This window comes from Arthrobacter sp. BK1, assembly GCF_056680055.1.
This window is the reverse complement of record NZ_CM155263.1, coordinates 3,805,270-3,817,932: the sequence shown is the minus strand read 5'-3', so window position 1 is coordinate 3,817,932 and position 12,663 is coordinate 3,805,270. Positions and strand designations below refer to the sequence as shown.

The 12,663-nt window shown below is 59.2% G+C and carries 8 protein-coding genes and 2 pseudogenes; 5 read left to right on the top strand and 5 right to left on the bottom strand.

Translation table 11 applies throughout. The annotated features are described in order from the left end of the window. Nucleotides 1-4: 4 nt before the first annotated feature. From AC1MCA_RS17430 to AC1MCA_RS17420, 3 genes and pseudogenes are all read right to left on the bottom strand, one after another. Nucleotides 5-253 (bottom strand): hypothetical protein, encoded by a 249-nt coding sequence (locus AC1MCA_RS17430; protein ID WP_479799582.1) that lies wholly within the window; start codon nucleotides 251-253, stop codon nucleotides 5-7. Between the two features lie 377 nt (nucleotides 254-630). After that, nucleotides 631-1,245, bottom strand: coding sequence for a hypothetical protein (locus AC1MCA_RS17425; protein WP_479799580.1), 615 nt, complete (start codon nucleotides 1,243-1,245; stop codon nucleotides 631-633). A 308-nt stretch (nucleotides 1,246-1,553) separates the two neighbouring features. Continuing rightward, nucleotides 1,554-1,904, bottom strand: a pseudogene (locus tag AC1MCA_RS17420) (CpaF family protein); the annotation flags it as partial. 592 nt (nucleotides 1,905-2,496) lie between these two features. Between AC1MCA_RS17420 and AC1MCA_RS17415 the strand changes: the two are divergent. The 3 genes from AC1MCA_RS17415 to AC1MCA_RS17405 are packed head-to-tail and all read left to right on the top strand — an operon-like array spanning nucleotide 2,497 to nucleotide 5,691. Beyond that, entirely contained in the window at nucleotides 2,497-3,615 is a 1,119-nt protein-coding gene (locus AC1MCA_RS17415) for a TOMM precursor leader peptide-binding protein (RefSeq protein ID WP_479799577.1), read from the top strand. Nucleotides 3,616-3,625: 10 nt separating this feature from the next. Continuing rightward, the gene (locus AC1MCA_RS17410; protein ID WP_479799575.1) at nucleotides 3,626-4,936 is read left to right on the top strand and encodes a YcaO-like family protein; all 1,311 of its coding nucleotides are present in this window, start codon (nucleotides 3,626-3,628) and stop codon (nucleotides 4,934-4,936) included. Beyond that, nucleotides 4,933-5,691, top strand: a complete 759-nt coding sequence (locus tag AC1MCA_RS17405) for a SagB/ThcOx family dehydrogenase (RefSeq protein ID WP_479799573.1) — start codon at nucleotides 4,933-4,935, stop codon at nucleotides 5,689-5,691. Before AC1MCA_RS17410 ends, AC1MCA_RS17405 begins: the two co-directional genes overlap by 4 nt. Before the next feature lie 901 nt (nucleotides 5,692-6,592). On the opposite strand, the pseudogene AC1MCA_RS17400 reads toward AC1MCA_RS17405, so the two are convergent. Beyond that, nucleotides 6,593-7,480: pseudogene (locus AC1MCA_RS17400) on the bottom strand (TadA family conjugal transfer-associated ATPase); the annotation flags it as partial. Nucleotides 7,481-8,048: 568 nt separating this feature from the next. On the opposite strand from AC1MCA_RS17400, the gene AC1MCA_RS17395 reads away from it, so the two are divergent. Then, the gene (locus AC1MCA_RS17395) at nucleotides 8,049-10,664 is read left to right on the top strand and encodes a GH25 family lysozyme (RefSeq protein WP_479799571.1); all 2,616 of its coding nucleotides are present in this window, start codon (nucleotides 8,049-8,051) and stop codon (nucleotides 10,662-10,664) included. 74 nt (nucleotides 10,665-10,738) lie between these two features. On the opposite strand, the gene rfbA is transcribed toward AC1MCA_RS17395, so the two are convergent. Next, nucleotides 10,739-11,608, bottom strand: coding sequence for a glucose-1-phosphate thymidylyltransferase RfbA (rfbA, locus tag AC1MCA_RS17390; RefSeq protein ID WP_108598245.1), 870 nt, complete (start codon nucleotides 11,606-11,608; stop codon nucleotides 10,739-10,741). A 55-nt stretch (nucleotides 11,609-11,663) separates the two neighbouring features. On the opposite strand from rfbA, the gene rfbB reads away from it, so the two are divergent. Then, on the top strand, nucleotides 11,664-12,662 hold the full coding sequence (rfbB, locus tag AC1MCA_RS17385; RefSeq protein ID WP_108598244.1) for a dTDP-glucose 4,6-dehydratase: 999 nt from the start codon (nucleotides 11,664-11,666) through the stop codon (nucleotides 12,660-12,662). Nucleotide 12,663: the final 1 nt, after the last annotated feature.

Genomic DNA, 12,663 nt, shown 5'->3' with positions numbered 1-12,663 from the left:
TTCGCTACGTACGCTTTGGTTCCGGGATGTCACCGTCGATGGGGTGCGCCTTCTGGATCAGGTCATTCAATACCAGTTCCTGTTCCGGTCCGCCGGTCAATGCTTCGATCATGCTGATTGCGGTCATGAGCAGTCCCTGGGCCTCGGGCAAGGTCCTGGGTAGGAGGAGTTCCCCGGCTTCGGTGTCGCGTTCGTTTGCTGCCCGGAGGAGCGCGACGATGGTTTGAATTGCTGCGGTTGTGGTCATTGCCATGGTGTCGTCCTTACCTTGTTCCTCATGTCGGCCCTTGGGCTGGCCTGAAAATGCAGCCGGACGATAGGGCGGTGATTCGGTTTTCCCGGTGTTCTCCAGGGGGCGCAGAACCAGTCATTTGCCATCCCTCGATTGAGGGTTACCTGTCAAATTTCCGGCGGCGCGTACCACGTCCTCGAACTTCGCCCAGGCCGGTAGCGGAATCGCCGTTATCCCGTCACAATCCACGTAGGCAAGCCACGCGTCATCCCGCGTCCGTGACCAACCGGCGATGCCCCGGCCCGTGTCGCACCGGTCGCAATAGACGCCAGCGGCGTTCGCATGGTTGCGGCATTCAGGAATCGCGCACGGGATCGGAAGTCCCCAAGCTGCGGACACTAGAACTGCCGCCCTGGGTACGCCGCCGACAAAACTTTCCGCGCATGCGCCTCCGAAAGTTCGGCCGCCGCCATCAATCCATCTACCGTCTCCACGCCCAACTCCTCGCACCGTTCGCGAAATGAAATTCCCTCGTCGTCCAACGGCCATGCGTCCAAGTCCAGCGTGTCTACCGCCGTTGAAAGTTCAAGGGAACCTAGTTCTTCCTGTCCCGGCCTAGCCTGTCCTGTCCTAGTGGATTCCGACCGGACATCCGTGGGACGTTCCGAGCGGACATCCGACCGGACATCCGTGGGACGTTCCGACGCGTTGAGTTTTTTGAGGCGTTCCTGCCGTTTGCGATCCTTATCCTTCATGCGCGCCAACTCCGCCGCCTGCAACTGCTGCTCCCGCGTGGTCTGTGTGGTCTGGAAGTCCACGATGTACCAGCCCCCGTCGGCGGCGTACAACTCGGCTTTGACCAGATCACCGGCATGCGGGGTCTCGAAGTGCGGAACCGCCTCCAGGTCCTCGGCGGTCAGGAAGCCATCTGTCCGGTTTGCCACGGAATACATGAGGCTCATGGAGTACGACCGGTACTGGGCCGCCGTCAGCCGCTGAATCCGCCGGTCCACGAGCCAGCGTTCCGGGTGCCTAGCGTCGGTCATGGCTATTTCACCGCCGGACGGAGCAGCAGAGTGATCCGGTCCCGTTCTTCCGGGCTGAGGGGTGGCGCTTCCGCCACTACCTTTGCGATGTACTGCTCAAGTTTTGCGGCGGCAAGATTGCGGCTTCCCGCTGACCTTCTCGATGCCGGCGGAGGCCAGAAGATCCTGAAGGCGGCTGACCCTCGGGCGCCGGACAGCCGCTGGCGGCTTCTCCCAGAAGGACCACCAGATAAGGAAAAACCCCATCCCCGCGAGCACCCCGAAGAAAGGTGCCATCAGCGGAGTTCCAGCAGCGCCGCGACGTCGTACCCTGCGCGGTCAAACTTCTCAGGGGCCGGCATCGAGTTGGCGCGCGGCAAAAGCTGGCCGTCCGCCATGGCGAAAATCATGGAAGATTCGATGATGCCGTTTTCCACCCGCCGGCCGAGGGACAGGATTTCCGTTACCTGCCGGCGGCCGTTGGCGTGACGGCTGCAATGGACCACGAGGTCGATGCAGGACGCCACCGTGGGCACGACAAAAGCGCTTGAGATGTTTTCGCCGGCGAGCAAAGGCAGCGTGCAGATCTTGGTGACGGCGTCGTGAGCGGAATTTGCGTGGACAGTGCACATCCCGGGAAGCCCTCCCCTGCAATCCGTGCCAGCGGCGTCTCGCCCTTCCGGGGGACGTCAATGAGATCCTGGCGGAACTACGCCCCATAAGCCGTGCGCAGGTTCAACACCCTGCCACAAACACCCCCGCAAGCGACCGGATGCGATTCAGCAGGATCGTGGTGATGAGGATCAGTAACGCGGCAGTAACGCTGTCTCTGAAAGATTAGGTCCGCAAGGTTCAGAACGTACGTAGAGGAGGCCCATGATGTCTGATCAACCTCAGGAGAAGAGTCTTGAGATGCGGCTAGCTGCACTGGAAGACAAACTGAAGTCTTTGGAGGTTACAGAAGAGGACTTCAAGACTTTTAATCGCGTGGCGGAAGCACTGGGAATGAGCCCAGAGGCTATGGGGGGAGCACCGGAGGCCTTGGGGGCAGCTTCAGCGGCAGCTGCGTTCTGTATTCGTTGCGTGACTTGTGTCCGCTGTACCCGGTGCGTTCGGTGCACACGGTCGGGAAGGTGTTCATGCCAGCAATGTGTTAATTGCGGCCAATGCATCGCAATCATGCCTTACCAGCCAATAGACATGTTCGACACGTTCGGCTAGACACCATTTGCCGCCGACATGTTGGACGCGATTGAACCGGACGCAATGCAATACGAGGCGTACATCCTCCGGCCTCACTTTGAGATTACGCTGGCAGAAGACCATGAAGGGGAGAGTTTAACCTTTACCTCCTCGTTGAGACAGGTAACACTGCGGGGACGCCGGCTGGCCGAGATTGCGATGTATGTCCTGCCGCTTCTTGACGGTTCTAGGGACTTCATCGGACTACTTACTGATCTCGATGAGCGTTTTTCGCCCTCGGAACTCAAAGAGTGCATCGCGATGCTTAATGAACAGCGCCTTATCGACACGGCTCCGTCATCTGTTCCCACCGAAAAACTTCCTGAACCACACGCCTCGTACCTTTTCGAGCTTGGCCTGCGTCCAGGGGACGTCGCGGCGCGTCTTCGAGAGTCAACGGTTCTCATCACTGGAGGATCGGCCAGCTCTCAAGTTGCCTTGTGCCTCCTCCGATCTGGTGTCGGGCATGTTCGCGTAGCGGATGATGCGACGTTGGAGGCGACCGACCCATACTTTGACACTGCTTACGCGATGGCAACAGATGGCATGAAGAGAGGTGAAGCGTTACTCAGTTTCGTGCAGGCACGAGGAATGGGAGAACAAGCGGAGTGGGTCCAAACCGATTTGTCTTCCGATGACCAGGTGGCTTCACTTGTTGCCGGAGCAAATTTCGTGGTGGACTGCTCCGATCGTGGACTCGTGAGCCGCTCTTACCGGTTGAACCGCGTCTGCGCTTCTCAGCGCACCCCTTGGACCTCTTGTCGGGCTGAAGGTGGAGAAGCGCAGATAGGACCAACAGTAAGTCCGGGCAATGGGCCATGCTTTATGTGTTTCCGAATGAGACACATAGCCTGTTCCTTCGACACCCCTCGCAGGCTCCAACTTGAGGCCCAGTTAGACAAGCATGGGATCGACCGATCGTCACAACGGGAAGCACTGACATTTGCGGTCAGTGTCGCCGCTGGCATGGTGGCAGGCGAAGCGTATAGGCACCTTATCGGCATCCCAGGGGCGAATGGGATATTTCGGACTATTGATCTTATCAGCGGCACGCCCCGTGAGCATGAGATTTTGCGGCATCCGGCCTGTCCAGTGTGCGGAAACACGAAGGGATGAGAGACCCAAGGTGAAAGTCGACTACAAAAAGTTGTTAGGGCCCGACCTTAGCCGGGTTGTTGATTTCAGTTGTGGGATCGTCAGGGAGGTTCGTCCCGTCATTAAGGGAATTACCGATCCTCACCCGCCACACATTGCTGAGGCAGAACTCGCCAATTACACGTACGCCGAGATTGACGGTACTTCTCTATCTTCTTCGGGCAAAGGAGCTACCCTGCAAGAGGCAATGACCGGTGCCGTATGTGAAGCACTTGAGCGATACTGCGCTTACTGGATTGATCCAAGTCTCCAAGTGAGGGATAGCTATCGGCGGGTCGCCGATCGGGCAGTCCATCCTGAAAAATTTGTGCTTTACCGACCAGAGCAATATCAACAGGCAGGATTTCCTTTCGCTCCATTCCGGGACGACACCATTATGGATTGGGTTGAGTCATACTCCCTTACTCATTCAGCAAGCAAATTAGTTCCATCAATCGTGACCTATCTGCGGCATTCGGCGGGGTCGCTCGAGGAGAACCTGCTCGAACCCACCTCAAACGGACTTGCGGCAGGGCCCACACTGATTCAAGCGATTCGGTCAGGGCTCTACGAAATGGTCGAGAGAGACGCTTTCTGCATCTCTTGGCTACGAAAATTCAAGCCAGTCGTGCTTGACATAGATGGAGTGTCGGAATTTGCCCGTGGAATTGTTGATCACTACAGCCGGCATGGGATCAGATTGCTGGTCCTTGCCCTCCCTTCGGATCTCCGCTGTCATGTTTTCATGTCCGTTGCACTTACCGAAGAAGGAATCGAGGGTCCTGCAGCCGTCATCGGTCTCGGTTGTAGTTTGAACCCGTACGAGGCAGCCGAGAAGAGCCTCATGGAACTATGCCAAGGTAGGCCTGGGGAAGCAGTCCGCTTTGCAAGAGGACTTAGCGCGGGTCTAACTCCTGCAAAAGTAACCGACCTGTTCGACCACAGCGGACTTTATCACCATAGGAAGTATCTGCCGGCACTCGAGTGGATGTGGCACAGTGACGTGGTCATCCCGATAATGAACCTGCCCACCTACAGCACTGGCTCCGTGCAACAGGACGTCGATCACCTTGTCGGGGACATCGAAAGCGCTGGTGGAGAGGCTCTGGTCGTGGACTTGACCACACCGGATGTCGCGGAAGTCGGGGTACATGTTGTTCGGGTTTTGTGCACAGAACTGCAGCCGATCGCATTTGGACAGGGACGTCAGCGCTTAGGGGGGACCCGCCTTTACGGCTGTGCGCCTGGTCAAAGTCTCCCGAGTATCGAAACACTCAATTCCTTTCCTCATCCGCTGGCATGATCACAATGGAAAGATCGGATGCCTCGCTAGCCCTGCTTTTTCACATCAACAGCAAGCCTGTGCCTCCAGCGCTTGCTGACGAGGCGTGGGATTGGCCCATAAGATACTCGGATCCGGCGCCGAGCGACGGAAGTGTCGCCCTGCCGCAACCGGGCGAGAGTGGCCTCCTGAACCTGTTGCACCAACGCGAATCCGGGCGAGATTTTGAATTGCGCTCCATAACTTTAGACGCCCTATCCTCTATCCTAGTTTCGACTGCAGGCATTCTTGAGCTCCGCGAGGTGACTCCGGGATTTCAGGCGGGACTGTTACCTGCACCTTCTGCGGGTGGTTTTTACCCGATCTCCGTAGACGTCGTTGTGGAGCGGGTAGACGGTCTCCCGAACGGCCTATATCGGTACCGTGCCGATCGGCAGTCACTGGATTTGCTCAAGAGCGGCGACTTGCTGTCCACCATGAGCGCGCTCTTGCTCGACCAGGCATGGGTGTCGCGGGCCAATTGTTGCCTGATTTTCCGTGCTGACTTAGACAGACCACTCGCAAAATATGGTGCTCGCGGCTACCGATTCGTCTTACTGGAAGCTGGGCATATGGCTCAGAATACTTGCCTAGCTGCTAGGGAGGCCGGGCTTTCGTCTGTCTGCGTCGGAGGCTTTGACGACGATGAGCTAAATACGTTCCTTCACGTCAAAGGGGACCCAGGCCTCGCAGTTTATTGCGTCGTTGTCGGATCCGATTCAAGAAGTCGAGGGTAGGAGCAATACCGCCTCCATTGCCCAGCCTTGGTCCATGTCATCCCAGCTGACAGAACAAAGATCCTCAGCCGTCATCGGTATCGAGGCGCCGGACTTCGTCGCTGGGTCATGTATCCAAAAGGTCTCAGCATCTACAACTTGGTTATGAGCATAGACAAGTACCACGTGGTGTCTGGTTGGTGGGAAAACGTCGTTGTTGTGCTCATCCAATTCCCACTCGCGCTCAAGGACGGTGTAGATGAAAAGCAACTTGTCGTAGTCAACACCTAGGAGTGCGACACCACCTCTACGTAATGCGGCCCGCAAGTCACGTGGTGTCCAGAGGTAGCCATAAATAGGAAATGTATGAAACCGGGAGGCTAGCCTTGCTAGCCCTCTCAGCGTCAGCAGATTATCTACTTCAAGGCCACGTCTGACAGATTGCGACTGCAGGCTGCCCTCCGACACTGTTTCCCCGAACACTTCAAGTGCCGATGCGAGGCAAGCATAACCACACGTCATGCCGGACTGTACGCGGTGTCGGGCACTCCGGTTTGGCAGTTCTCCCAAAAGCGTCCGATTGGAGCAAGTCGCTCCAAGGCGGAACCCCGCGAAAACCGAAGGCAACGCCAATTGTTCCATCCGACGACCAGGCAACAAAGACCCTGCCGCCGCTCCGGCCGCTCGTTGGAAGTCACTTAAGCCACTAAGTATCCGCCTGTAAAATCGACGCCTTGTGAAGGCCATGCCTCCCCCCAGATGTATAGATACCGCCATCCTAGCCCCGTTGGTTGTGTCGAGATCATCGTTAGCCCTGTGTTGCAGTAGGGCTGTTTGGGAGTGAGGCGGAATTCTCTTGGGCCGAAGTCTTGCGGACATCTAGGGCTTTAGCGAAGGGGCCGCTGTACTGTGCTTCAGTGGTACCCGGCAGGCCACTGTTCAGCGCAATCAGCATGTCCAGGCTCTCCGCTTCCCGAACCTCGCCCACCACCAGGCGGTCCGGGCGCATCCGGAGCGCTTCCTTAACAAGGCGGCGCAGCGGAATCTCGCCTTCTCCCTCGAGGTTGTGTTGCCGGCACTGAAGCCCCACCACGTCCCGGAGTGGAAACTGGAGTTCAAAAATTTCCTCAACCGTGATGACCCGCTCCCGGCTGCCGATGCTGGCGGCGAGACAGTTGAGCATGGTGGTTTTGCCTGCCTGGGTTGCACCGGAGACGAGGATGTTAAGTCCGCTGGAAACGGCGGCGCCCAGAAACCGGGCGGATTGCGGTGTCAGCGTACCCAGCTCGACAAGATGTTCAAGCCTGCTGGCCTTCACGACAAATTTTCGAATGTTCACGGCCCAGTGCCGGCGCGTGACATCCGGGATGACGACGTGGAGCCTGGAACCGTCAGGCAACGCGGCGTCCACGAACGGCGAGGACATGTCCAGGCGGCGGCCGGAGCTCTTGAGCATGCGCTCCACAAGATCGCGCACCTGCTGGTCGGAGAGGCTGAGGGACGTCAGCTCTGATTCGCCGTTGCGCGCGACGTATATTTCGTTGGGTGCGTTGATCCAGACTTCCTCGATTGAGGGATCATCCAACAGGGGCTGCAGCACCCCGAAGCCTGCAACCGCATCGAAAACGAACCTGCGGGCGGCGTCCAGCGGGCCAATGGGAGGAAGCGGACCCATGAGCGCGCGCTCGTCATAATCGCTGACCGCTGCCTCGACCAGGCGGCGGACTTCGCCGGCCTGCTGCGAGGGATCCAGGCCGCGACGCCGGATAAGCTCGCGGACTTCGTCCTCCACGATGCGCACAGCATCCATAAGTTCCCCAATACAACTGCCGCCCCCCGGCGGAGGCAGTCCGACTGGGTACAGCCTAGGGAGCATAGACCATGCCGCCAAGTCATATCCCGCAGGCTGTGGATAACGGTTGGCTCACCTTTCACAATGGCAACACCCGAACCACTGGTTCCACTAACCACTGCAGTGTTAGGGTGAGCGCGTTAAGACTCAATCGCACTGTCCGGCGGCTCCCTGGGGGGATACACCGGAACAGCTACCCAGATGAGCGTTCAGGGGAGCGCCTCATTGTCTCCGGAGCCAATAAATGAAGCGGAACCCGTCTCAGTCCCGTCATCCTGTCCTGCAGTCCGCATGGACCGCCCTTCTGGCGGCCTTACTGGTGACCGGGCCGAGCCTCTCCGGCGTCGCCTTTGCTGTTGAACCGGCCCCTACTCCAACGTCTGACACAACGACGTCGGCCCCGGATCCCACCCCTTCCCCAGTGCCTGCTCCTGATTCCTCCTCCTTACCGGGCCCCGATCCCGCGACGCCGGCACGGACGGAGGCACCCACCCCCGCTCCGGCACCGTCAACCGCCAATGAGTCGATGGCTGAAGCCGTAGGCATCGGCGGGGCGGAAATGGGCCAGCGGTCCGCCCGTGTGGCTGCTTCGTCTTCGAGCACCAGCTTCACAAAGCTCAGTACTGAGGCCCTGGGTACGGAGGGCACCTGGATGCCGACCTTCGGTATCCAGGGACTGGACGTGAGCGGCCACCAGCCGAGTGTCGACTGGCAGCAACAGTGGAACATGGGTTCCAGGTTTGCCTACGTGAAGGCAAGCGAAGGTAATTACTACACCAACCCGTCTTACAGTTCGCAGTATCAGGGCTCTCGAAACGTGGGCATGATCCGGGGGGCCTACCACTTCGCCATCCCGAACTGGTCCTCAGGCGCCGATCAGGCCCGCTATTTTGTACAGAACGGCGGGGGCTGGAGCGCCGATGGTTACACCATGCCCCCCGTGCTGGACTTCGAATTCAACCCGTACGAGGGCCGGACAATCAACGGCTTCTACTTCGGCAACACCTGTTACGGAATGTCGCCGGCGCAACTGGGATCGTGGGTACGCGATTTCGGAAACACCATGTTGTCGCTCACAGGCCGGCATCCTGTGATCTACACCAATACCAGTTGGTGGAACCAATGCCTCGGCAACCCCGCAGGATTTGGTGACTACCCCTTGTGGGTTGCTGCCTACCCCAGCTCCCCCACCAACAACGCGGGCCCCGTCCCTACTGCAAGCTGGAGTACCTACAGCATTTGGCAGTACAGCAGCACCGGTCCCTTCGCCGGCGACTCCAACGTCTGGAACGGCGACTACGCCGGGCTGAAAGCCTTCGCCTCCAGCGGTATCCCGCCAGAGGCCACACGCGCCATAGATGCACTTCGCTCATCCACGCCCTCCTTGGGGTCGCAGTCAGCGGACACGGTCTGCGGGCTGCGCAACGGTGGCTGTTTCCGTGCCTATCAGGGTGGCATCGTCATGTGGTCACCCGCCACGGGAGCCCAGCTGAGCCTCAGTGGGCCTGTCCGGGACGCCTGGGCCCGTAGCGGATATGAGAACGGCCAGATGGGCTACCCCGTGTCGGGGCTGGTCTGTGGACTCAAGGGCAACGGTTGCTTCCAGAATTACGAGGGCGGGTCGATCATGTGGTCACCGGCCACCGGGGCGTCTCTGGTTCCATTCGGGGCGATCCGTGAATACTGGGCGGCAAAGGGCTATGAAAACGGCGGCCTCGGCTACCCGTTAAGCAACCAGACGTGTGGGCTCAAGAACGGCGGCTGTTTCCAGCTGTTCCAGGCTGGCTCCGTTCTGTGGAGCCCGTCCACAGGCGCCCATCTCGTGACGCCAGGGCCTCTGCTTGAAGCGTGGTCCCGGGCCGGCTACGAGAACGGCCTCCTTGGATATCCCACGGCCGATTCAGCCTGCACCGCCTCAGACTGTACCCAGGACTTCACGGGAGGCGTGATCGGTTGGACCGCTGCGGCGGGGGCCTGGCCTGTATATATGGGCATGGGTGGAGTGTGGAAAGCAGCACGGTCCAACGGAGAACCCATCGGATTCCCCCTCGGCCATGAAGTCTGCGGCATTCGCAACGGGGGCTGCTACCAGCTGTTCCAAGGCGGCACACTGCTGTTTTCTCCCGCAACGGGGGCCTTCACCGTGACGGGCCGGATGCTTAACTACTGGCAGTCGACCGGATTTGAAAGCGGGCGGCTCGGTTACCCCACAAGCCCGGCGAGTTGCTCAGCAACCAGGAGCGATTGCCGGCAGTCCTTCGAAAAGGGCGTGGTGGGCTTCTCTGCCACCACCTCTCCCGAAACCGTTCCAGCCGGCCCTATGGCTGCAGCATGGGGGCAGGCCGGATATGGCCCGGGTGCACTTGGCTATCCCACCTCAGGTCAGGTCTGTGGGCTCAAGGACGGAGGCTGCTTCCAGATGTTCGTCAAGGGCGCCCTCATGTACTCCCCGCTCACAGGGGCTCAGACGAGTCTTTTGGGCCCGATCCGCGACCTGTGGCAGAAGTCCGGATTTGAGGGCGGCTACCTCGGCTACCCCGCGTCCGGAGTGATCTGCGGCCTGGTTGACGGCGGTTGCTTCCAGAACTACTCCAGCGGAACCGTGATGTGGTCCCCCAACAGCGGAGCGAACGCCATCATGTTCGGGCCCTTCAGGGATGCCTGGGTCAGCACCGGTTATGAGGGCGGCCAGCTGGGATACCCCGTTAGTGCGCAGATTTGCGGATTGCAGAACAACGGGTGCTTCCAGAACTTCGCGAAGGGAACCGTGATGTATTCGCCAGCCACTGGAGCCCAGGCAATGACGTCGACACCCATCAGGGAACGCTGGGCGGCGACGGGCTTCGAATCCGGAACCCTGGGATACCCCGCCAGTTTTGCACTTTGCGGGCTACGCAACGGCGGCTGTTTCCAAAACTTCGAGAAGGGCAGCATCATGTGGTCCCCGGCCAGCGGTGCCCATTTGATGGTGCCGGGGCCGATCCAGCAGAGCTGGGCCGGCCAAGGATTCGAAGCCGGAGCACTGGCCTACCCCATCAGCAGTCAGACCTGCACCGCTGACAAAACCTCTTGCAGCCAGAACTTCCAGGGAGGAAGCATCAGCTGGACAGCTTCCGGCGGCGCAAAAATACGCTTGACCTAGAGCCTGGCGGAGTGACAAAAAGGTGGGATCCGGATTCGGATCCCACCTTTTTTGATGAGCTGTGTGGTTGGGTATCAGTGACCGTGCTCGAGCAAGTCGATCAGATATGAGCCATACCCGCTCTTTACCATGGGTTCAGCCCGCGCCCGAAGCTCATCATCAGTAAGGAAGCCCAGCCGCCAGGCAATTTCCTCAGGAGCGCCGATCTTGAGCCCCTGACGGTTTTCGGTGGTCCGAACAAAGTTTGAAGCATCGTTAAGGTCGTTGAAGGTTCCTGTATCCAACCATGCGGTCCCGCGGGGGAGAATCTCCACCTGGAGCTTGCCGCGCTCCAGATACGTGCGGTTGACATCGGTGATCTCGAGTTCCCCGCGAGGTGACGGCTTCAGGTTCTCCGCGATCTCCACGACGTCATTGTCATAGAAGTACAGGCCAGGCACTGCGTAGTGACTCTTCGGCTCCGCAGGCTTTTCCTCAAGGGAAATAGCTTTACCGTTGCTATCGAACTCCACCACACCGTAGGCCTTCGGATCTGCCACCCAATACCCAAACACCGCACCGCCGTCGATGTTTTCAAAGCGGCGGAGCTGAGTGCCCATGCCGTGACCGTAGAAAATATTGTCGCCCAGGACAAGAGCGACACTGTCATCACCGATATGCTCCTTGCCCAGGACGAATGCCTGAGCAAGGCCATCGGGCGAAGGCTGCTGCTTGTAGGTGATGGATACGCCGAAACGGGAGCCGTCGCCGAGGAGTCGCTCAAATTGCTCGGCATCATGAGGTGTCGTGATGATGAGGATGTCCCGGATGCCTGCCAGGATCAACGTTGACAGCGGGTAGTAGATCATAGGCTTGTCGTAAACAGGAACGAGCTGCTTGCTGACGCCCAGGGTGATGGGGTGAAGCCGGGAGCCGGTACCACCGGCGAGTATTATTCCGCGCATGACCCCATCTTTCCCTTCGTTATCGGTGGCAGCAAATCCGGTAGTCTTGGGAACTATGCAGCGACTTCTTGTTACCGGCGGTGCCGGCTTCATTGGATCAAATTTCGTCCACTACGTTCTTGAGAACACAGATCACCACGTCACCGTGTTGGACAAATTGACCTACGCCGGCAACCTGGAGTCCCTGCAAGGGCTGCCTGAAGACCGTTTCAGGTTCGTTCAAGGCGATATCGTCGATGCCGGGCTGGTCGAAGATCTGGTCAGCGACACCGATGTTGTCGTCCACTACGCCGCAGAGTCCCACAACGACAACTCCCTGCACGACCCGCGCCCCTTCCTGGACACAAACATCATCGGCACTTATACGCTGATCGAGGCCGCCCGGAAACACAACAAGCGCTTCCACCACATCTCCACTGACGAGGTGTACGGCGATCTTGAGCTCGATGACCCTGAACGCTTCAGCGAGTCGACACCCTATAACCCGTCCAGCCCGTACTCCTCGACTAAAGCGGGCTCGGACCTGCTGGTCCGCGCGTGGGTGCGGTCGTTCGGCCTGCAGGCCACCATCAGCAACTGCTCGAACAACTACGGCCCGTACCAGCACGTGGAAAAGTTCATCCCGCGCCAAATCACCAATGTCATCGACGGCATCCGCCCCAAGCTCTACGGCAAAGGCGAGAACGTCCGGGACTGGATCCACGCGAACGATCACTCCTCAGCCGTGCTTGCCATCATCGACAAGGGCCGCATCGGTGAAACGTACCTGATCGGCGCTGACGGAGAGAAGAACAACAAGGACGTCGTGGAGCTGATCCTCAAGCACATGGGCCAGGCAGCAGACGCCTACGACCATGTGGTGGACCGGCCCGGCCATGACCTGCGCTACGCCATCGACTCCACCAAGCTCCGGGACGAGCTGGGCTGGGAACCACGGTTCTCCAACTTCGACGCCGGCATCGAGGACACCATCGCCTGGTACCGCGACAACGAAAACTGGTGGCGGCCACAAAAAGCCCAGACCGAAGCCAAGTACAAAGAACAAGGCCAGTAGA

What these genes read in the sequence shown, in the direction of transcription:
- AC1MCA_RS17415 (WP_479799577.1), top strand. Translation starts at nt 2,497, where the DNA reads ATGTTGGACGCGATTGAACCGGACGCAATGCAATACGAGGCGTACATC.
- AC1MCA_RS17405 (WP_479799573.1), top strand. Translation starts at nt 4,933, where the DNA reads ATGATCACAATGGAAAGATCGGATGCCTCGCTAGCCCTGCTTTTTCAC.
- AC1MCA_RS17430 (WP_479799582.1), bottom strand. Translation starts at nt 253, where the DNA reads ATGGCAATGACCACAACCGCAGCAATTCAAACCATCGTCGCGCTCCTC.
- AC1MCA_RS17395 (WP_479799571.1), top strand. Translation starts at nt 8,049, where the DNA reads ATGGCTGAAGCCGTAGGCATCGGCGGGGCGGAAATGGGCCAGCGGTCC.
- rfbA (WP_108598245.1), bottom strand. Translation starts at nt 11,608, where the DNA reads ATGCGCGGAATAATACTCGCCGGTGGTACCGGCTCCCGGCTTCACCCC.
- rfbB (WP_108598244.1), top strand. Translation starts at nt 11,664, where the DNA reads ATGCAGCGACTTCTTGTTACCGGCGGTGCCGGCTTCATTGGATCAAAT.